This is a genomic window from Vibrio sp. GJ43-1, from assembly GCF_055808835.1.
The window spans coordinates 1,479,583-1,499,479 of sequence record NZ_CM147884.1; the positions used below are offsets into that span (position 1 = coordinate 1,479,583).

Genomic DNA, 19,897 nt, shown 5'->3' on the forward strand with positions numbered 1-19,897 from the left:
TATCATTGAATATTGCCAAACGCAATTAGCTTGCTAGGTGCGTCTTGAATTACCTCATTGTAGCGCGTAAAGGCAGCATCCAGATCAACCAAAAGATCATTCACATCTTCTAAACCAATATGAAGTCGAATGAGCGTGCCTGTAAAGTTTGGATGAGCGACGGTACGTAGTGAGTTAAAACTTTTTGGTTCATTAGCCAGTACCAAACTTTCAAATCCACCCCAAGAATAACCCATGCTAAAGTGACTCATTCCGTCTAAGAACGCCGTGGTAGCTCGTGGATAAGAGGTTTTTAGGACGAAAGAAAAACAGGCCGTTACTCCCCGGTAAAGTCGCGATGATAAAATTCGCTCCCCGGACAAGTTTCTAAAGCAGGGTGTCGAACATGATCAACTTCAGGACGCTCCTCGAGCCATTTAGCCACGGTTAAGCTGTTTTCTGCGTGTTGGCGTAGTCGTACATCGAGTGTGCGTATACCGCGTAAGCCAAGATAAGCATCGTCCGGTGATACGCATTGCCCCATTAGGTAGCTCTGTTCGCGTAATTGATCCCAGTACTTTTCTGAGGCAACAGCAGTGCCGAGCATGACATCAGAGTGACCAACAATGTACTTTGTGGCGGCTTGAATTGAGATATCGACACCAAAGTCGAACGGTGAGAAGTTCACCCCAGCGCCCCAGGTATTATCAAGCATGACGATGACATCTTGCTCTTTAGCAATAGCTGCCATGGTAGGCACATCTTGAACCTCCATGGTGACGGAGCCTGGAGATTCCAAAAATAAAATTTTGGTATTTGGCTGAATAAGATCACGAATGCCAGCGCCGATCGTTGGGTCGTAATAGGTGGTCTCAATGCCCATTTTTTTCATGATGGTGTTACAGAAATCACGTGTTGGCTCATAGCACGTATCAACCATCAAAATATGATCACCTGTTTCGACAAATGCCAGAATGGCATTAGAAATAGCAGCGGTGCCACAGGGGTAAAGTGCACACCCTGCGCCACCTTCAATTTCTGTCATGGCATCTTGGAATGCAAAGTGGGTATTCGTACCACGGCGACCATAAAACAACGTTTGTTTCGCACGGTTGATGGTGGCATGGTTTTTTTCTGCAACGGTGTTGAATACGACGGTAGAGGCACGCTGTACAGGCGGATTAACGACACCGTTTGTCCATTTTTTATCGCGGCCCGCGGTGACAAATTTGGTGGTTTTACTTTCTGACATCAAGAATCCCTGTTTGATTGGCTAGTTTGTCACGATGCTATTGTTAAATTCACCGAAACCTTTGTTATCAAGGGTTTCTAGCGTTGTAATGAGCGATGTGAACGGAGAAAAGTGTAACTAGCAATAAAACACGAAGGCTAAAGAGTTTCAAGTCTTTAGCCTCGTGTTTTACTGAATCTTTAACGAAGAGGTCTAGAGCGCATGTGCGCTGGGAGAGCGGGCAGTTATAGCAAAGGGTTGAATAAGTAGAACAGTCGCTCGAAAAATCGATGATACAAACTTCGTTGTTGCCATTGGGCTGAGTCGATTATTTCAGAGTGCAGCATGTAACTGTGTTGCAACTGATTCATTTGTTCCGTGAAAATAGGGTCTTCAACGGCCAGCGTCACTTCAAAATTAAGCCATAAACTACGCATATCCATGTTTACGGTGCCGACTAAGCAAAACAACTCGTCAATGACGACCGATTTAGTGTGCAGCAGACCACCATCAAACTCATGGATTTTTACGCCCGCATTCAGTAACTCAGAATAGAAGGCGCGTGATGCCCATTGCACCATTAGTGAGTCATTGTGCTTAGGGATAATGAGGTCAACAGTGACGCCACGCTGCGCAGTTGTTTTTAATGTTTCTAGCAAGTCGGCACTAGGAACAAAGTAGGGCGTAGTAATGGTGACAGAGCGTTCTGCTTGATGCATGGCTAATGTTAGAACCTGTCCAATCAGTTGATCTGGCATACCTGGACCTGAAGGAACAACTTGGATTGGTTTCGAGTCTTGAGGAATATCAATTTGACAGTCAGGATGCACCGGAAGAGTACGATCCCCCGTTTCTACCTCCCAGTCCCAGCAATGAATGGCCGATAGCACGTTTACGGTTGGACCTTCAATTCGAACCATGATGTCAATCCATTGACCGACGCCAGAGTTTTGTTTGAAGAAAGCTGGGTCAACCATATTCATTGAACTAAGTATAGGCCACTTCATCATCAATAGCGATAATTTTGCGATGTTGCCTCAAATCTAGACGTCTCAAAAGATACGCCATGGTGATACCTCGAGCCCTTCCACTAGCTCAATACCAGCACCGCGCATCATTTTAGCCCAGTGGCTACGGAAAAATGTGGGGCTGCCTGCTGAGTCCAATAATACTTTTACTGCGACGCCGCGCTTCGCTGCTTGGATAAGCGCTGCTGCGACAGAGTCGGCCAACCCGCCGGGGTGCCAAATATAAAACACCATACGAATACTGTGTTTTGCTTGCTCAATGTCGTTGATCACTGAACGTAGGCTAGAGTCAGGGGTCGTGTGCAATTGCAATGTGTTGCCACAAAGCGCAGGGATGCCCATTCTATTGTTACAAAGGTTGTCAATCTTGGAAATGTGAGTGCCAAGTCCGTCTTGAGTATGGGCTTTGCAGTCATTTAATTGATGAAACCAATCGCCGAATGGTTGAAACATGACGCGAGCTCGTTCGGCTCTTTTACGACCGAGGTTTAGCTCTCCAAACATAAAGTAACAAAGGACACCAACAACAGGAATGATGTAGATAACCATGAGCCATGCCAATGAAACACTGACAGCACGACGTTTGAGTACGACTCGCAATGTGACACCAGCAACCAGCACCCAGTATAGGCCAATGCCAGCAAGCGTGAGAAAATGATAGACCTTGTCCATGTCGCCTCGATAGAAGAACGGTAATTAGAGAATAATTGTGTAATCAAGTATTTGGAATAGTCGCGTCGCTGTCAAATAGTTACTGAGATTACAGGGGCGGTTTATCGCACTTTTCGGCCGTGACTGGTGAAAAACTGATGAGAGTAGATATTTATTGTGCCAATGATAGCACTGCTTTTATTCATTAATGCGGTGATTATGTGCTATGTGAAGGTTAATAGGTAAGCAAATAATACATAAATATCGCCATATACAAATGAATATAGCGCTCGGGCTTCCAATTATATTGGTTAGGTGTTTTAATTGCTAGGCGCTTTGGTTAGGTAATAACTTTTCTAGATGTATTGATTTGTTTACACCATGCTGGCGATGCCCACCGCAACATAAGGAAAGGTCTTTTTACGTGAAAGTAGACGATCGTGTTGTGACTCACTTCAGGATAGTAACCAGCTACTTCGTCAAATCATGACGAAAATTGGTACCAATAATGACAAGTTCCACCCGAGGACAATTTACTTCCCGCTTCGGCTTTATCATGGCTGCAGCCGTGCTCTGCTGTCGGTCTAGGCAACGTTTGGGGATTCCCAACCCAAACGGCAAGCAATGGCGGCGCCGCCTTCCTTTTAATTTACCTGTTAATGATGGCGCTTTTAGCTTACCCAATGCTGGTTGCAGAGTTAACGATTGGTCGCTTTGGGCAATCTAACCCTATCGCGTCATTGCGAAAAATATGGACAAAAAACAAGTTCCTTGCAGTTGCGTTTGGTAGCATAGCAATGCTTACTGCTTCAATGATTCTTAGCTTTTATGCCATTTTAGCAGGCTGGCTAATTGGTTTCGGTGCAGAACCGATCCTTCAGTTGATTGGACTCCACAGCCTTGCGGATTGGTTGGTGACCTTTAGTACCGGGCGAAACGTCTTTTTGACCGTGTTGTTTATGTCGCTGACGGTATTTGTTGTTCGACGCGGTGTCGCTGATGGTATTGAAAAAATGGTCGTCGCGATTGATGCCGCTGCTGTTTGGTCTGTTTTTGTTATTGATTATCTACATCCTAACTCAAGATGGTGCAATGACTTAGGTTTGAAAATGTACCTGATTCCAGATTGGAGTCATGTCAATGCAGCACTTGTGGTTAACGCGATGGGTCAGGCTTTCTTTTCGCTTTCCTTAGGCGTAGGCGCGATGATGGTCTACGGTTCGTATTTGAAAAAAGACGTCAACATCCCTAAAACCGCAGGACAGGTCGCGATTATTGACACTCGGTGTCGCGTTTTCAGCTGGGCTTCTAATTATGCCAGCCATGTTCGTAGCAAGAGCGAATGGCGTACAGATTTTTAATGAAGTGGGCGAACTGATTAGCTCTGGCAACCTGGTTTTTGTGGTACTACCAAGTTTGTTTGACACTATGGGGTTTGTTGGTGAGTTTCTCAGTGTGGCATTCTTTGCTTTAATGGTTATCGCAGCTTTAACCTCGTCGATAGCAATGCTAGAAGTGCCAGTTGCTTGTTTACACGAAGAAATGAACATTAAGCGCGATAAAGCAGCAATGATGCTAGGGGGAATTATCCTACTTTGCAGTACCATTATTGCCGCCAACTTTGGTTTATTGTTTGATTGGGTCGCCACCGCTTCAACCATGTACATGCAGCCGTTACTCGGAGTGGTATGGGCAGTCGTGATTGGATGGGTTTGGCATAGAAACGCCCTTCTTCAAGAAATTAAGCAGGGTCATCCAGAGATTGAGACGACGTGGTTTTGGAAGATCTGGCCATGGTATGTCAAGTTTGTGTGCCCAGTGGCTATCTTAACGGTATTTACCTACCCGTTTCTTTAAGCATGACTAACGCGAGGGCTATGCTTGTAGCTTGAGCTTTGTGTCTTGTGTTCGCTTCAACGCTGATGATTTAATGCCAATCGGACTCTGTACGATTGGCATTTGTTATTTGTCCCATTGAAAATGATGCTAACGCTATTATCGCTGCCCATTTGCTTTGTTTTGTGTATGATCGGCGCCAGTAATTTGCCCTGTGTAGTGTCTATGTTTGATATTCAATTTGAAAATGACCATTTTGTGGTCATCAATAAACACCCCGGCGTCAGCGTACATAAAGACGATGGCGATACCATGCTGGTGGAAGAGGTCGCAAAAGTAACGGGCGACGCTAAGCTGTATCTTGTGCATCGTTTGGACAAGATGACGTCAGGTATTTTACTGTTAGCCAAGAATGCTACGATTGCTGCCGAATTGTCACAACTTTTTGCCAATAAACAGATAGAGAAGTTCTATTTAGCGATTGGCGAGAAGAAACCGAAAAAGAAACAGGGACTAATTTCCGGTGATATGGAGCGTTCACGGCGTTCTATGTGGAAATTGATGGCGACGAAAACTAACCCCGCCACGACTCAATTCTTTTCAGTGGCTGGTGAGAATGGCGAGCGGGTTTTTCTTTGCCGCCCTCTAACGGGTAAGACTCACCAAATTCGAGTCGCATTAAAGTCGGTGGGGTCGGCGATTGTAGGGGATCCTATATATAACGTCAGTTCAGAATCCGACCGTGGTTACCTTCATGCTTTCGCGTTGCGTTTTACTTGTTTAGGCACGGACTACGAGTTTGTGTGTGATCCAAGAAGCAATGCGATTTATGGTGACAAATGGCATTCAGACGCAGTGAGCAAAGCCATTCGTACTTGGGAGACACCTTGGGACCTGGCGTGGCCGAAAAAATAGTGAGAGGCTAAGATTCGTGGAGAATAACGATGCATAAAGATAATTTGCTCGAGTTTTTTGAAGAAGTAACATCACAATTAACTTTAGCACCGAATGAAGTTCGCTAAGCTTTTCCATGGACGAGGTAAGCGTTGGCCTGGATTAGAGCAACTCACTTGTGATTGGGTAAACAATCAGTTGTTGGTGAATGTTTTTAAGGAAGTGGATGAAAGCTTCATTAATGCGTTGACGGATGGTTTAGAGCAAATAGTGAACAGTGAGTTATGGCAAGCCAAAGCTGGGCAGTGTGTTGCGATTCAGCATCGCTACCTAGATGGAGCGCCTATGAGTGTCGTTTGGGGAGAATTAGATACACGTCCTGTGGTGATGGAGTCTGGCTGTAAGTACCAATTGGATATCGGGCGTAACCAAAACTTCGGTTTGTTCTTAGATATGCGCTTGGGTCGGGATTGGGTGAAAGCCAACGCAGAAGGGAAGCGGGTGCTTAATCTCTTTGCCTATACGTGTGGCTTTTCTGTTGCCGCAATGGAAGGGGGCGCGACACAAGTTGTTAACGTTGATATGGCTCGCTCGTCACTAAATAAAGGTCGAGAGAATCACCGTGCCAATGGCCATGATCTTTCAAATGTCACATTTTTAGGCTACGACATTTTCAAGTCGTGGGGAAAAATTAAGAAGTGTGGCCCTTATGAGTTAGTGATTATTGATCCGCCATCTTTTCAAAAAGGCAGTTTCGCACTCACCAAAGACTATAAAAAGATCTTACGTCGCTTACCTGAATTAATGACGGAGAGTGGCGAAGTCATCGCATGTGTTAATTCGCCAGTCGTTACCCCTGATTTCCTGATTGATGGTATGAAGGAAGAAGCGCCGGGACTGCAGTTTGTTGAGCGGCTAGACAATCCGTCAGAGTTTGCTGATATTGACCCTGATGCGAGTTTGAAAGTACTGCTGTTTAGAACAACAAACTAGCCAGTAGCTTTGCGAGACTCTATATTGCCCATGTGAAGTGATGAGCAGATATAAAAAACGGCACCTATAGCAGGTGCCGTTTTTTCATCATTAGGTGATTAGTTTACCCAATCTTTCAATTCAAATGTTAGCGTATGCTCGCTACCTTTAAGCTCTAGGCTGTCTTTTGTTAGATGGATTTCGCTCCAGTCGGACAGTGCTTTTGACATTGTCATCTCAACGTTCATTGCAGTATCGCCACACATCTTCATGGTCATACCCATTTTTTCGATGCGGAATTGACCATCTTTGAGTTCACCTTGACCAAAGAAGTTATTACACCCAGCGCTGCCGTTTGCCGTCATTTTCTCACCGATCTCTAGGCGAGGTTGCTGACCTTGTTCGTCGAGTTGAATCGCTTTGCCATCAATCTGCACGAGGTTCCAGTTGTGGTGTTGAAGATCCTGAGCGGTTACGGTTGCCATAGGTTCCTCTGCACTGTTATTTGCAGTAGTACACGCGGTGAGTAATACAGGTACCGCGATAGCAGCCAGTAGCGTCTTTGAAAAAATCTTCATAGTATGTGTCTCCAACTAAATGAAATTATTGATAAGTATAATTAATAAAACACTGTTTTTTGTCAGGCGAGCGTTATCTTTAGTATAGTGTTTTTTTAGGGCTACCGATAATATACGATCGAATTAACAGCAAGAATTATTAAATTGTATTAATTTGAGACTATTCTTACTAAGTTGAATTCTAGACTACAGCGTAAGGGAGGTCTGTGATGGAACAATTAGAGTTTTTCAACGTTCCTAGCCCATGTGTTGGAGTATGTACGGTTGATACTAAAGGCTATTGCCAAGGGTGCATGAGAAAAGAGAGGAGCGTTTTAACTGGTTGTCTTTTACTCCAACTCAACAACTGCATATTATAAAATTGTGTCGTCAGCGTTATCGACGAAAAATGGCCAACGCTAAACAGGATGATGCTTTACAAAATGAGCCGTCAAATCCACAACAAAACTTATTCTGAGTTTGCGTCAGGTATTTCCCCTTTCCTACATGTTAACCTCTGTTCATTACGCTCTAGTATCATGATTCCGATCTGAGTTACCTCAGTTTGTGACTATACGGCGCGAATCACGATTATTTACGGCTAGGGTTGCCTGCATACGAGCAACGACACAGTTCGGTAAATAGCGGTCTAAAATTTCGCATATATTATAAAACGCAGTGAAATTTATTAATTGTGATGGTATTAGCCGCGAATTTTCAAGAAGCGTGAGTAAGCACGAGAAGTGTGATCTTCGTTCATGAATTTTCTGGCTACCAAATGAGAATTCTGTTTATATAGTTGGGAACAGTTATGTAAAATGCGAATAGATTCATGCAGATACTTATTTGTGACGATTCTTCCGTCGCTCGAAAGAGCTTAGAGAGAAGCATCGAAGCACCAAAGAACAGCCATATTATTTTTGCTGAAGATGGATATCAAGCTCTTGATATTCTTAGAGAAGGTAGCATCGACCTCATGTTTTTGGACCTCACTATGCCGAAAATGGATGGCTTCGAAGTGTTAGCCCTAATGAAGCATGAATCTATAACCACAAATATTGTAGTGATATCTGGTGATATTCAACAAAAAGCACAAGAACGTTGTTATCAATTGGGCGCCTATGCGTTTATTGAAAAACCACTAAAGCAAGACATTGCCGAACCGCTATTTCATGATTTAGGCCTGAAATTTCGCCTTCCGGAGCACGTCAAGCAAGTCTTTACCATTAAACAAAGTGTCGAACGGTTTCGTGAAACCGCCAATATTGCCCTCGGTAAAGGCGCAGCGATTATTGCCCAGCAGTTAAAAGAGTTCATTCAATTACCCGTGCCTACCGTTGGAGATCTTTCTTTTGGTGAAGTGACCATGATGATAGAGGACAACCTTAGCCGCGAGGATAACTATACGGTCGCACAACGATTTGTTGGTGGTGGCATGCATGGTGAGGCGCTAATTTGCATTACTGGCAGTGACATTAATCAAGTCGGTTTGAGGTTTGGGTTCGATCAAGGCGAATGTACTCGAGATGAATTAGTGGTGAATTTATCAAATGTGTTGGTTTCTTCTTTTCTAGTTTCAATGTCTGAACAGTTGGGGGTTGAGTTCTCTTTGCGAGAGCCATTACGAATCGACCATTTCGCGCCTCAAAACTCAATGATGAGTGACTCTGAGTACATCTTTACCACTGAATATACCTATGACGCAGAAACGTTGGACTTAAATTGCTCTGTATTATTTATGTTTGACCAAGAATCCGTGGATATTATTCATCGGCAAATGGAGATATTACATTGAAAACGATGACATTAGAGTTGTCCGACTTTCATTGGACGATGCAGCTTATAGATACCTTAGACGCGGGACTAATTGTGGTAGATAAAGAGCATAAGGTCTGTGCTTGGAACAGTTTTATGCAAAACTACAGTGGGGTGAATGCGGATCAAATCATGGGTAGAAGTCTATTTGAATGTTATCCAAATCTCCCAGAAAAATGGCTCAAGACTAAGCTGAGTTCAACGGAAAAAATGCGCACGCGTGGTTTTTCTAATTGGAAAGACAGACCGATTATTTTTGAATTTAAAAACTTCTCTCCCATTTCTCAAGGGCTGTTAAACATGTATCAGAACATGGTTATCACGCCTTTAAAATCACCAACCGGAGAGATCACCCATTTTGCTATCATGCTGCAAGATGTCTCTGATATTGCCAAAAGCCAGATGCATTTAAAACGCTCGAATGAGAAGCTGACAGAATTGGGGCGGGTTGATGGATTAACTGGGTTATTTAATCGTGCTTACTGGGAATCGTGTGTGATTGAAGCGTTCAATGAAGCCAAAACAAAAAACCGACAACCGACGTTAGTTATGTTTGATATTGATTATTTTAAACGAGTTAATGACAACTTTGGTCACTCTTTTGGTGATGAAGTGATTAAAGAAACGGCGAGTCAATTAAGCAAAGCGGCGAGAGGCAGTGATGTTTGTGGGCGGTATGGTGGAGAGGAGTTTGCTGTGTTGCTAAACGATACCACCGCCGATCAAGCGTATTATTTTGCAGAGCGGTTAAGAAAGCGTATTGAATCACTCGATATCGAGACAACAGAGGGTTCACTAAAGTACACCATTAGTCTGGGGATTGCGGAATTAACGACCGACGATAGCAACCATGTTGAGTGGTTAAAGCGAGCAGACAAAGCCCTTTATCAATCAAAAGAAGCGGGACGAAACAGTACCAATATCGCTAGCTAACTTTGCGCTTAAACGATGCAGACTAGCGCTACGGCATGGGAGCTTTGGATTGGTTTCGCACAGCGGTATTGCCGTAGTGATACATCGACATCACGATGCCTGCCGCGACTAAGACGCCAATACCGCTTATTGCTAAGAATGCCATCACACCCTGGATATCCTGATGATCCAGTTGGTAACCGACGATATAAGTCCCTATAGAAAATCCGACAGAGACCGCAGCAGCCATGTAACCTTGGCTAGTCGCTCGATCCAAAAGGGCTAATTTCATCAGCGAAACTGGCAATGGAGATATCATTCCATGCGCCATTTATGATTGATATAAGTATCAACGACAGCGGAAATAGTGCTAAGACATCGTTTCCAAACATGAACCAAATACTGACGCCAACGAAGGTATTAATGAATACCGTTCCTAGCCAAAGCATGTGGCCGCCATGTTTTTCCATCCACTTTCCTGCTGGAGCTAACGCGACGAAAGTAATAAGCGCTGCTGCTGCCATACCAAATGAAGAATGAGACAGGTCGACACCAAAAGCCTGAGCAATAATCACGGGCCCCATTTCAACCATATTCGAACCCACAAACATAGACAACAAAACACACAAAACGAAACCAAACCAAAGTGTCCTTGAGCTCTTTCTTGCCATTGCGTCATTTGAACTGACGTTACTTTCAGTGCTCTCTGGTGATGACGGAATAGATTGTGGCGGATGTAATAGGGTGATGGTGAGGCAGCCGATATCCAGTGCCAGTAATACGGCAAGTTGCATGTTGGTTGAAAGGGAAAACAGATGCACGACGCCCATGGCGACGCCTGCGACAACCACTCCAACCATTTGAAATTGAAAGAGCAACCTCAACGCATTGGCTTTTTCTTTTGCCTCTTGGTTTAGGCGAATCGCAAAGGTTGGATTTAGAATGAGTAAGAGATTGCTTCCTAAACCAATGCACAATGCGACAAACCAATAGTGCCAATGAGTCTGATTGACGAATATTAAAATAAATAAAGCGACACAGTGACAAAGCATCGCACTTAGATGTAATTGGCGATGGAGTAAGTAGCGGTCGGCTATAGCACCGAGCAGCGGTGCCACTAAGCCAGTCAGTCCCAAAATTAACATGACCTGACCGACCAATAAGCCACTAGATGTGCGTTGTAAAATGAGTGGGGCAAGAATAATGGCGACGCCAATCCATTGGACAATGCCCATGGAGGCTTGGCTTGTTAACCATAAGGAAGATCGTTTCATTTTTCAGGTGCGATAAGTAGATCGAGCTAACAGTGTAAAAGAAATAGAAGCCGAGTAGGAGGTCACTGAGCGTCAAATTATTTGAATGGAATGGATAGATATTCTGGTGAGATTAGGTGGCCGCTTAGATACAGCCACCAATAATCAAACTATTAAGATAGCGCTTGCTGAGGGTTATTGACTAGGTGACGCCATTGTTGTTTTTTTAACTTAAGATGACGCTCAAGTTGCTCTAACTGAATAGAAAGGAGCGCCTGCTCATATTTCTGTTTCACATTATGCTTTGCGTCTTTAATGCATTGTTTTTTTAGATCGTCGTATTCTTTTAGTTTAGACACAAGCAATTGAAACTCATGTTCAATCATTGCGACGATACGATCGGAGTCCGGCAAAGAGACCGCCTTAATTTTTGCTACTTGGAGTGTTCGAGCCAATCGCGCTTTCTCTATTTTGTAGGAGGAAACACGCTTAAGATCACTCGTGAGCCCGAACCAAGAACAACTTTTAATTAGCCATTTAGTGGGATCAAACTGCCACCAACGGATGCCGTTTCGGTAGTCATGTTCAAAGATGTGATGAAAATTATGATAGCCCTCGCCAAAGGTCAGGAAGGCCAGCACCCCATTGTCTCTCGCGGTATTTTTAGTGGTGTAAGGCTGGGAGCCCCAAACGTGTGCTAGCGAGTTAATGAAGAAGGTAGTGTGGTGACTTAGCACTAAACGTAAGGCACCAATCACTAGCATAAAGCCGAGTAAGTCACCGTAAAGTAAACCAAGACCGATAGGGAGGCCCACATTCATCAACAACGCTAATGGCACATAGTATTTATGTTGCCACATAACGACCGGATCCTTTTGTATATCTCGGCAGTTCTTATAATCAGTATACCGAGATGCTTGGTACTCTCTTAACATCCAACCGATGTGGGAATACCAAAACCCTCGCTTCGCAGAGTAGGGATCTTTGTCATTGTTGTCGACATGCTTGTGGTGAACACGATGATCGGAGGACCAGTGAAGAATACTGTTTTGTAAGGCAAAAGCGCCCCCGATAGCAAAAATGTAACGCATGACAGGGTGGGCATTATAGGTCTTGTGTGACCATAAACGGTGGTATCCAGCGGTGATAGACATTCCACAGAAAATAAAGCTAATCACCAACCAAACCCAGTGATGAGCCGTGTAGCCATAGGCGATGCCATACCAAGTCACGCCGAGTGTTGCCAGTAAGAATGTCCCCAAAAAAATGGTGACGTTTAGCCATATAATTGGAGGTTTATTTGTCTTGCTCATAAGTTCCTGACCGAGTTGATTGTCCATTTAAGCTTACGCTTGTACGCTAGAATATCAGCGTACAGTTGTAAGTCAAATGGACTAATTAAATTTTGGCGTATGGCATAAAAAGAGTTGTTACAAAGGGTAAGTGATGGGCGTGAATCCAGCGTGGGTTGGTACCAAGCAGCAAGGCTGCAACGTTTAACCTGAAGCTGAAATAAACGTTATAGCTGACAATAAAAGTTAAAGATGAAATAAAGGTTAAAGCTGAATTTAAAGAGGTGTGGTCACTTCAGCTAGTGAGTCTTGGGTTATTGTGTTGATTTAGCCGTTTTAGGTGTGGGTTTTCGTTTTGCCATACTGCAATCCACGTCGTTCTCTTGAGGCGGATATTGTTGGTAGATGGCTTCAAAACGTTCGAAGTTAGACACGAGAATGTCTACGATCATTGGGTCGAATGCTTTACTCGGTTTGTGCCGCGATATATTGTTTTGTCTGTTCGATAGGCCATGCCGGTTTGTAGGCTCTTTTGCTAACGAGCGCATCGAAGACATCAGCGATGCTGACAATACGAGCTTCCAGCGGAATTGCGGTATGGGCGAGATTTAATGGATAACCTTTACCATCATAACGTTCATGGTGACATAGGATAATATTTTTCAAAAATTCTATTTCAGCACTGGTGGAGTGAACAGCATCAATTGTCGTTAACACATCATCAATAATATCGACGCCATAATGAACATGCTGATTCATGATGCTTCTTTCTTTAGTCGTAAAACGTTTAGTGCTAAAAAGGATTTCATCAGGAATGCGATATTTCCCAATATCATGAAATGGCGCGTAGAGTTCAATCCATTGAATAAACCGATGATTAATAGGCTGAGATTTCGCTAGTAATTCGGCAAGGAGCTTGCTGTATAGACCCATTCGGTGTAAATGATCCGCTGTTTCCGGATCACGTTTATGACTAATGCTTAACGCCAGTTTTAATGCTTGGAGCAACATCTGATGTTTGTTTTTATCATGACAGAGCAGACTAAAGATCACTTCTTTGACAAACAAAAGATCCGAATGCAAGGCGCCGTTTTCAAAATAGCCAGGTTGCGTGGAATTAAAAAAAGTAGTGCCCCTTCCGTTTGATTCAGCTTGATACCCATAGTGAGACTGCTTTGGTGTCCAAGAGAACGGAGCTTTCTGACTCGCTCATTGTTGGGTAATTCAGCTAGGTCAGAGACAATACGAATTTCTTCATTCTCAATGATTTGCATAAGAGACAGACAGGAAGAAGAAGCCATTGATACCACATCATAACGATCGCCAGTATGCTGAGAATCAATGACGTGAAAGTTCTCTAAATAATCTGAATGAGTCACGGTGACGCAGAGTCGTGACAGCAGTGGATAGCTGACTTTGAGGGAGTCAAATAATTCATCTATGCCATTGCGACAGCTTAGAGCGCGGTTTGTTGTTGAGATGCAATCAATATAATCCATACGTTTCTTATCAATAGTTTTTATATGGTTATTTGAATAGTAGACAGGATTATGCCGTGAGTTCAAGTGATCAACTTCGCACCCAATGATGAAAAGCGATGAACAATAAGTTGCATCTTTGACTTGTGATCTCTCTATCAAGGTAATGATATTGATGATGAAAACGTTTGCCTGGTGTTTTTTTAAACGGTAATGTTGCAAACAAGTGTTTGACTATGCGGACATATGTTTATGACGGAACGTGAGCAACAGATTCTAGAGTTAATCAAACAAGACCCGATGATAGCCCAGCAAACATTGGCAGAGCAGTTAGGATTAAGCCGCAGTGCGGTCGCGGGTCATATTATGAATTTGACTCGTAAAGGGTTTATTCATGGTAAAGGATACGTGATCGCTCCGGAGCGATACGTGACCGTTGTTGGCGGCGCCAATATGGATCTATGCGGTCGATCTAATGCTGAGCTTATCATGGGCGACTCCAACCCTGGCGCGCTTACATCGAGTGCTGGAGGCGTGGCAAGAAATATCGCAGACAATCTCAGTCGTTTGGGCAGCAAGGTTGAATTCATTGGTGCCGTTGGTGATGATCTTTGGGGTGAACAATTAAAAGACGCGTGTCGACAAGCGAGCATGGGTATCGAACATGTGCTGACAGTAACCAGTAAGCCAACCAGTACTTACCTGTCTATCCATGACCCCGTAGGGGAGCTGCAACTTGCGCTCAATGATATGTCCTTAATTGATGCCCTGACCGGAGAGCAATTGGCAAAACGAGCCAATATTCTAAAGTGCGCCTCTGCCATTGTTCTTGATGCCAACCTAAGTGAAAGCGCGTTGGACTACCTGTTCTATGCCCACGCGGATAAACCGATATTTGTTGACCCTGTGTCTAGTGTGAAAGCCAAGAAACTTACCCCTTATCTCCATCAAATTCATACCTTAAAACCCAACCTATCGGAAGCGGAGCTTTTGGCGGGTTATACGCTGAGTCACATAGATGATTTACCTGAACTAGCAAAGCGGTTGCACGACAAAGGGGTGAGCCAAATGCTCATCAGTTTAGGGCGACAAGGCGCGTTTTCTAGCTGCGAAGGTGTTGGTCAATTTATCCCTGCCCAAGACGTTGCAGTGAATAATGTGACGGGGGCAGGGGATGCCCTAATGGCGGGCGTGACACACGGATTTATAATCCGATTGGGATTGGTCACAGAGCGTAAATTTTGCGCTAGGCGCAGCGATGTTAGCCTTACAGTCCAATTCGACCATCAATACTATTATGTCAGAAAGAGCGGTAACACGCTTGATTAAGGAAGTAGCATGTTAAACACCTATTTAGATATATTACCGGAAGTTGCCGATGCTTTAGCCAATAATCGGCTACGATTGTCGCACTGGAGTCCACCATTATCTCACATGGTATGCCTTATCCTCGTAACGTAGAGACGGCGCTGCTTGTAGAACGAACCATACGAGATTCAGGTGCGACCCCGGCAACCATCGCCATTATAGAAGGGCGACTTAAAGTCGGGTTGAGTGAGGCGGAAATTACGCATCTTGGTCAAGCAGGTACGGCCGTGACTAAAGTGAGCCGACGTGATATCCCATTTATGGTAGCGGGTAAAAAAGACGGTGCAACGACCGTCGCCGCCACGATGATCCTTGCGGAAATGGCAGGTATTAAAGTGTTTGCGACAGGCGGTATTGGTGGCGTACATCGAGGCGCTCAGGAAACGTTTGACATTTCAGCTGATCTTCAAGAATTGGCCAGTACCGATGTGGCAGTGGTTTGTGCGGGCGCAAAATCAATCTTAGATCTGGCACTGACGCGTGAATACCTTGAAACACAGGGCGTTCCAGTGATTGGTTATCAGACAAGTAGCTTACCGGCTGTTTTATACGCGAGAAAGCGAGCACGGGGTGGACTATCGCCTAGATAGTGCACAGCAGATTGCAGCGGCCTTGAAAGCAAAGTGGACGATGGGATTAACTGGTGGGGTTGTGGTAGCCAATCCAATACCGCAAGAGTTTGCAATGCCTGTTGAACGAATTAATGCCGTTATCGAGCAGGCGTTGGCAGAAGCGGATGAGCAAGGTATATCGGGCAAAGACTCTACACCATTTTTATTGGCGCGCGTCTGCGAATTAACGGGTGGAAACAGCTTGGACTCAAACATTCAATTGGTACTCAATAATGCTAAGTTAGGCGCTGAGATTGCCAAAGAGTATTGCCAAAGCTAGCACATACCCTACAGGTTGCGCTAATTGAGATGCCGTAGTAAAACGCTGACAGGACCTGCGGTAGTAATCATTAAATAGTTAAGGCAAAATGCTAGCAATTTTTGTTAGTTAAGTGAGCCTTATGATGTTTAAAGCCGCAATCTTCGACATGGATGGATTGTTACTCGATACCGAGAATGTATGTAAAAAGGTGTTTAGTGAAGCCTGTCAAACACTTGGGGTACCGTTTTTTGAAGAGCTGTACCTTTCAATCATAGGTTGCAATGCGAAAACGATCCGTACTCGTCTTACCGAGGGCTACAAAGATGTGATTGACTATGAATTGATCCATCAAGAATGGCGTAAAAACTACGATGCTGTGGTACTTCATCAAGCGATTCCGGTTAAAAAGGGGGCCATTGCACTTCTTGATTGGCTAACGTCAAATAACATTCCTTTGGCCGTTGCCACATCTACGCAGCGTGATGTCGCTGAGGTGAAACTTAAACTCGCGGGATTAGACGCGTATTTTAGTAATATCACGACGGGATGCGAAGTGACACATGGCAAGCCTCATCCAGAAATTTACTTACTTGCGGCACAACGATTAGGTGTTGAACCGAAGACTTGTTTGGCGTTTGAAGACTCCAATAATGGTGTGAAATCAGCCATGGCGGCGACGATGAAAACTTATCAAATCCTTGATCTGGTTGAGCCTTGTGATGAAGTACGCGCACTAAATCCACATACGCATGAATCACTATTCTCCGTCTACCTGGAGTTATCAAAATAGTTTGTATCTGTTCCCAAATTGCCTCTTCGAACGCGTGATGAATTCTGCATTTTGAAGTCATTTGGGTATATAATTGAATTTCTTGGAGAATAGTGGAGTGACGTTTTGAAGCAAACGCAGCGCCATCGTGAAATTCTTGCGATGCTGACACAAAGCGGTTTTGTCAATACCGAAGAGTTTGTTGACGAATTTGGGGTTAGCCCACAGACCATTCGTCGCGATCTAAATGATTTAGCTAAACAGGGATTGGTCACACGCCACCACGGCGGTGCATCATTGCATTCAAGTACTGAGAACGAAGCCTATTCGGCGAGAAAAGTTCATTATCAAGAAGAGAAGACACGGATTGCGAATGCTTTGGTGCGTCGAATCCCAAATGGTTCGTCACTATTTATTGATATTGGTACGACGACAGAAGCGGTCGCTCTCGCACTATTGAATCATCAAGACCTGAAAGTCGTAACCAACAACATTAACGTCGCGAACATTTTGCGAGTAAAAGATGATTTCACCGTCATTGTTGCTGGTGGACAGATCCGTAATAAAGATGGTGGCATTATTGGTGAAGCGGCGAAAGAGTTCATTGAACAGTTTCGTCTAGACTTTGGCATCTTAGGTATCTCTGGAATCCATGAAGACGGCAGTTTACTTGACTTTGATTTTTCTGAAGTTCGTATTGCGCAAGCTATCATGGAGTGTTCCGGTCAAACATTATTAGCGGCAGATAGCACGAAGTTTAACCGTGGGGCTATGGTGAATTTAGGGCATATTTCTCAGGTTGATGCATTTTTTACCGATGAACAGCCGCCACAAGAGCTTATTGATATCATGGAACAAAGTGATATTGATTGGTATGTGTGCGAATAAACACAAGTTGGATGAGCCCATTTTCATGCTAAATGTATGGTCTTTTATATTTAGATACAATTCGTTATTAAATGCTGTAGCTTTGACACTTATTGATGAGGTTATCTGCTGTAGTGAGCGAGATGAATGTGATGTAATAATCCACGTGAGCAGTTGATCGTCCACTTTCAACTCGGTCGCGCATCCAACTTAGACATAGTATCGATTAGATACGGTACTGATGTTGCCTTGCTGTGTTGTGCAGCAAGGCTTTTTTTATTTAGGTTCCCATAAAACTATAATATTTAGGCTCTAGTAAAGCCCTGTCGACGTTGCGAAACGTCTCGGAATTAGGATTTAGTCCGCCCGATAGCCTCTTCCCAACCGCGATATAGGGTGTCACGTTGCTGCCGATCAATGGCTGGACGGAATACACGCTCAATCTCTTTTTTATCAGCCAGTTCATCTTGGCTTTGCCAAAACCCAGTCGCCAGCCCCGCTAACATAGCAGCACCCAATGCGGTGGATTCACGCACAACGGGTCTAACGACTTTACTGCCCATAATATCGGCTTGAAATTGCATTAAGAAGTCATTGGCAACCGCACCGCCATCGACACGAATTTGGGTCAGCTTGATACCAGAGTCTTCTTCCATCGCAAGAAGTACATCGCGGCTTTGATAGGCAATGGATTCTAGTGCGGCACGAATGATGTGATTGCGATTGGTACCTCGTGTGAGTCCTGTTAAAGAACCACGAGCATGTGGGTCCCAATACGGGGCTCCTAGCCCAACAAATGCAGGCACCAAGTACACGCCATTTGTGTCACTAACTTTTTCTGCAAAATACTGCGTGTCTTGTGCATCACGGATTAAGCCCAGTTCATCACGAAGCCACTGAATCGTCGCCCCACCCATAAAGACGCTGCCTTCTAATGCGTAGGTCACGCTGTCCCCAACTTGGTAGCCGATCGTCGTCAGTAGACCGTGCTTAGAGCGCATGGGTGTGCCACCCGTGTTCATTAATAGAAAGCACCCAGTACCGTAAGTGTTTTTTACCATGCCTTTTTTAAAGCATTGTTGACCAAAAAGTGCCGCTTGTTGATCGTCAGCAATACCACTGATTGGAATGTGTTCTGTCCCACCACCAATATGAGCATAGCCATATATCTCACTGCTTGATTTGACGTCGGGGAGCATCGACTTAGGGATATTAAAAATATCAAGCAGAGTGCTATCCCATTGCAGCGTATGAATATTAAATAGCATCGTTCGCGAGGCGTTACTGACATCGGTCACATGCGACTTACCATGAGTGAGCTTCCAAACTAACCAAGTGTCTACGGTGCCAAATAGCAACTCACCTTTTTCGGCTCGCTCACGAGCTCCGTCGACGTTGTCGAGTATCCACGCAATTTTAGAGGCAGAAAAGTACGCGTCAACGACCAGTCCGGTACGTTGGTTAATGATGGTGTCATGACCATCTTGCTTGAGTTGGTCACAAAAGTTGGCCGTGCGGCGACATTGCCAAACAATGGCATTGTAAATGGGTTGACCGGACTCTTTGTCCCAAACGATGGTGGTTTCACGTTGGTTAGTAATGCCAATGGCGGCAACATCTTCGTTGGCGATATCCGCTTGAGCAAGCACTTCGGTCAAAGATGAACGCTGTGTTGCCCATATCTCCATAGGATCATGTTCGACCCAACCTGGTTGCGGATAGATTTGAGTGAACTCTCTTTGTGCTGAGCACACGGCGTTGGCATCGCGGTCGAAGACGATAGCGCGTGAGCTAGTAGTACCTTGGTCTAATGCAACGACGACTTTTTTATGCTGGTTCATATCGTTCTCATTTTGTTTTTATGGAAATAGATTGGATTTTAAAATCCCCAATAGTGTGCTGTATCTCACCGAACTGCGTGATTAATCCTAGCGAACTTAATCCTAGTGAACAACGTTGGACACATTGGCGGTTACTACCTTTGTCACGTTACGGTTCTAAATGTTCGTTATCGACCATGCTAGCGTACAACTCAAGACAGTTTAATAATTATTCGAACAATTTGCTTGTACCTATCTCGCAAAACTTGCCTTGTAACACTTAAGTATTAACGAAGTGTGAC

General features: G+C 44.3%; 18 protein-coding genes and 4 pseudogenes. 12 read left to right on the forward strand and 10 right to left on the reverse strand.

Annotated features, from left to right (window positions below; translation table 11 throughout):
* Positions 1–2: 2 nt before the first annotated feature.
* Positions 3–1,231: pseudogene (locus AC0L66_RS07170) on the reverse strand (cystathionine beta-lyase).
* Between the two features lie 224 nt (positions 1,232–1,455).
* Positions 1,456–2,910: pseudogene (gene cls, locus AC0L66_RS07175) on the reverse strand (cardiolipin synthase).
* A gap of 539 nt (positions 2,911–3,449) precedes the next feature.
* Between cls and AC0L66_RS07180 the strand changes: the two are divergent.
* The 4 genes and pseudogenes from AC0L66_RS07180 to AC0L66_RS07195 all read left to right on the forward strand — a co-directional run bounded on the left by AC0L66_RS07180 (position 3,450) and on the right by AC0L66_RS07195 (position 6,612).
* On the forward strand, positions 3,450–4,250 hold the full coding sequence (locus tag AC0L66_RS07180; RefSeq protein WP_473569199.1) for a sodium-dependent transporter: 801 nt from the start codon (positions 3,450–3,452) through the stop codon (positions 4,248–4,250).
* The gene (locus tag AC0L66_RS07185) at positions 4,204–4,746 is read left to right on the forward strand and encodes a hypothetical protein (RefSeq protein WP_473568881.1); all 543 of its coding nucleotides are present in this window, start codon (positions 4,204–4,206) and stop codon (positions 4,744–4,746) included. Before AC0L66_RS07180 ends, AC0L66_RS07185 begins: the two co-directional genes overlap by 47 nt.
* 204 nt (positions 4,747–4,950) lie before the next feature.
* Positions 4,951–5,640, forward strand: a complete 690-nt coding sequence (locus AC0L66_RS07190; RefSeq protein ID WP_473568883.1) for a TIGR01621 family pseudouridine synthase — start codon at positions 4,951–4,953, stop codon at positions 5,638–5,640.
* A 29-nt stretch (positions 5,641–5,669) separates the two neighbouring features.
* Positions 5,670–6,612: pseudogene (locus AC0L66_RS07195) on the forward strand (class I SAM-dependent methyltransferase).
* Between the two features lie 98 nt (positions 6,613–6,710).
* Here AC0L66_RS07195 and AC0L66_RS07200 read toward each other — a convergent pair.
* Entirely contained in the window at positions 6,711–7,169 is a 459-nt protein-coding gene (locus AC0L66_RS07200; protein WP_473568885.1) for an META domain-containing protein, read from the reverse strand.
* Positions 7,170–7,378: 209 nt separating this feature from the next.
* Here AC0L66_RS07200 and AC0L66_RS07205 point away from each other — a divergent pair.
* From AC0L66_RS07205 to AC0L66_RS07215, 3 genes and pseudogenes are all read left to right on the forward strand, one after another.
* Positions 7,379–7,626 (forward strand): annotated as a pseudogene (locus tag AC0L66_RS07205) (DUF1289 domain-containing protein).
* 354 nt (positions 7,627–7,980) lie between these two features.
* Positions 7,981–8,943, forward strand: coding sequence for a response regulator (locus AC0L66_RS07210; RefSeq protein ID WP_265673516.1), 963 nt, complete (start codon positions 7,981–7,983; stop codon positions 8,941–8,943).
* A 5-nt stretch (positions 8,944–8,948) separates the two neighbouring features.
* Positions 8,949–9,896: a sensor domain-containing diguanylate cyclase gene (locus AC0L66_RS07215; RefSeq protein WP_265673584.1), complete on the forward strand. Its 948-nt coding sequence runs from the start codon at positions 8,949–8,951 to the stop codon at positions 9,894–9,896.
* Between the two features lie 28 nt (positions 9,897–9,924).
* Here the strand turns inward: AC0L66_RS07215 and AC0L66_RS07220 are convergent, their stop codons facing one another.
* From AC0L66_RS07220 to AC0L66_RS07245, 6 genes are all read right to left on the reverse strand, one after another.
* A complete protein-coding gene (locus tag AC0L66_RS07220; RefSeq protein ID WP_473568888.1) occupies positions 9,925–10,167 on the reverse strand; it encodes a hypothetical protein in 243 nt (80 codons plus the stop codon).
* Entirely contained in the window at positions 10,136–11,149 is a 1,014-nt protein-coding gene (locus tag AC0L66_RS07225) for an MFS transporter (protein ID WP_473568890.1), read from the reverse strand. Before AC0L66_RS07225 ends, AC0L66_RS07220 begins: the two co-directional genes overlap by 32 nt.
* 152 nt (positions 11,150–11,301) lie before the next feature.
* A complete protein-coding gene (locus AC0L66_RS07230; protein WP_265673518.1) occupies positions 11,302–12,441 on the reverse strand; it encodes an acyl-CoA desaturase in 1,140 nt (379 codons plus the stop codon).
* A gap of 293 nt (positions 12,442–12,734) precedes the next feature.
* On the reverse strand, positions 12,735–12,872 hold the full coding sequence (locus AC0L66_RS07235; protein WP_473568892.1) for a hypothetical protein: 138 nt from the start codon (positions 12,870–12,872) through the stop codon (positions 12,735–12,737).
* A 13-nt stretch (positions 12,873–12,885) separates the two neighbouring features.
* Positions 12,886–13,488: an HD-GYP domain-containing protein gene (locus AC0L66_RS07240; RefSeq protein WP_473568894.1), complete on the reverse strand. Its 603-nt coding sequence runs from the start codon at positions 13,486–13,488 to the stop codon at positions 12,886–12,888.
* Entirely contained in the window at positions 13,470–13,919 is a 450-nt protein-coding gene (locus AC0L66_RS07245; RefSeq protein ID WP_473568896.1) for a hypothetical protein, read from the reverse strand. The genes AC0L66_RS07240 and AC0L66_RS07245 overlap by 19 nt, the downstream gene beginning before the upstream one ends.
* A 231-nt stretch (positions 13,920–14,150) precedes the next feature.
* Between AC0L66_RS07245 and AC0L66_RS07250 the strand changes: the two genes are divergently transcribed.
* From AC0L66_RS07250 to AC0L66_RS07270, 5 genes are all read left to right on the forward strand, one after another.
* Positions 14,151–15,227 carry a PfkB family carbohydrate kinase gene (locus tag AC0L66_RS07250; protein ID WP_473568898.1) on the forward strand — a complete coding sequence of 359 codons (1,077 nt, stop codon included), beginning with the start codon at positions 14,151–14,153 and terminating at the stop codon, positions 15,225–15,227.
* Between the two features lie 110 nt (positions 15,228–15,337).
* On the forward strand, positions 15,338–15,856 hold the full coding sequence (locus AC0L66_RS07255) for a pseudouridine-5'-phosphate glycosidase (RefSeq protein WP_473568900.1): 519 nt from the start codon (positions 15,338–15,340) through the stop codon (positions 15,854–15,856).
* Positions 15,837–16,157, forward strand: a complete 321-nt coding sequence (locus tag AC0L66_RS07260) for a pseudouridine-5'-phosphate glycosidase (protein ID WP_473568902.1) — start codon at positions 15,837–15,839, stop codon at positions 16,155–16,157. The genes AC0L66_RS07255 and AC0L66_RS07260 overlap by 20 nt, the downstream gene beginning before the upstream one ends.
* Before the next feature lie 121 nt (positions 16,158–16,278).
* A complete protein-coding gene (locus AC0L66_RS07265; RefSeq protein WP_265673522.1) occupies positions 16,279–16,929 on the forward strand; it encodes an HAD family hydrolase in 651 nt (216 codons plus the stop codon).
* 105 nt (positions 16,930–17,034) lie between these two features.
* Positions 17,035–17,796, forward strand: coding sequence for a DeoR/GlpR family transcriptional regulator (locus tag AC0L66_RS07270; protein WP_265673523.1), 762 nt, complete (start codon positions 17,035–17,037; stop codon positions 17,794–17,796).
* A 329-nt stretch (positions 17,797–18,125) separates the two neighbouring features.
* Here the strand turns inward: AC0L66_RS07270 and glpK are convergent, their stop codons facing one another.
* Positions 18,126–19,616: a glycerol kinase GlpK gene (gene glpK / locus AC0L66_RS07275; protein WP_473568905.1), complete on the reverse strand. Its 1,491-nt coding sequence runs from the start codon at positions 19,614–19,616 to the stop codon at positions 18,126–18,128.
* Between the last annotated feature and the right edge of the window lie 281 nt (positions 19,617–19,897).

Bases quoted from the DNA above. Each gene is read 5' to 3' on its own strand.
- AC0L66_RS07185 (WP_473568881.1), top strand. From the start codon at position 4,204: ATGCCAGCCATGTTCGTAGCAAGAGCGAATGGCGTACAGATTTTTAAT.
- AC0L66_RS07190 (WP_473568883.1), top strand. From the start codon at position 4,951: ATGTTTGATATTCAATTTGAAAATGACCATTTTGTGGTCATCAATAAA.
- AC0L66_RS07200 (WP_473568885.1), bottom strand. From the start codon at position 7,169: ATGAAGATTTTTTCAAAGACGCTACTGGCTGCTATCGCGGTACCTGTA.
- AC0L66_RS07210 (WP_265673516.1), top strand. From the start codon at position 7,981: ATGCAGATACTTATTTGTGACGATTCTTCCGTCGCTCGAAAGAGCTTA.
- AC0L66_RS07215 (WP_265673584.1), top strand. From the start codon at position 8,949: ATGACATTAGAGTTGTCCGACTTTCATTGGACGATGCAGCTTATAGAT.
- AC0L66_RS07220 (WP_473568888.1), bottom strand. From the start codon at position 10,167: ATGAAATTAGCCCTTTTGGATCGAGCGACTAGCCAAGGTTACATGGCT.
- AC0L66_RS07225 (WP_473568890.1), bottom strand. From the start codon at position 11,149: ATGAAACGATCTTCCTTATGGTTAACAAGCCAAGCCTCCATGGGCATT.
- AC0L66_RS07230 (WP_265673518.1), bottom strand. From the start codon at position 12,441: ATGAGCAAGACAAATAAACCTCCAATTATATGGCTAAACGTCACCATT.
- AC0L66_RS07235 (WP_473568892.1), bottom strand. From the start codon at position 12,872: ATGATCGTAGACATTCTCGTGTCTAACTTCGAACGTTTTGAAGCCATC.
- AC0L66_RS07245 (WP_473568896.1), bottom strand. From the start codon at position 13,919: ATGGATTATATTGATTGCATCTCAACAACAAACCGCGCTCTAAGCTGT.
- AC0L66_RS07250 (WP_473568898.1), top strand. From the start codon at position 14,151: ATGACGGAACGTGAGCAACAGATTCTAGAGTTAATCAAACAAGACCCG.
- AC0L66_RS07255 (WP_473568900.1), top strand. From the start codon at position 15,338: ATGCCTTATCCTCGTAACGTAGAGACGGCGCTGCTTGTAGAACGAACC.
- AC0L66_RS07265 (WP_265673522.1), top strand. From the start codon at position 16,279: ATGATGTTTAAAGCCGCAATCTTCGACATGGATGGATTGTTACTCGAT.
- glpK (WP_473568905.1), bottom strand. From the start codon at position 19,616: ATGAACCAGCATAAAAAAGTCGTCGTTGCATTAGACCAAGGTACTACT.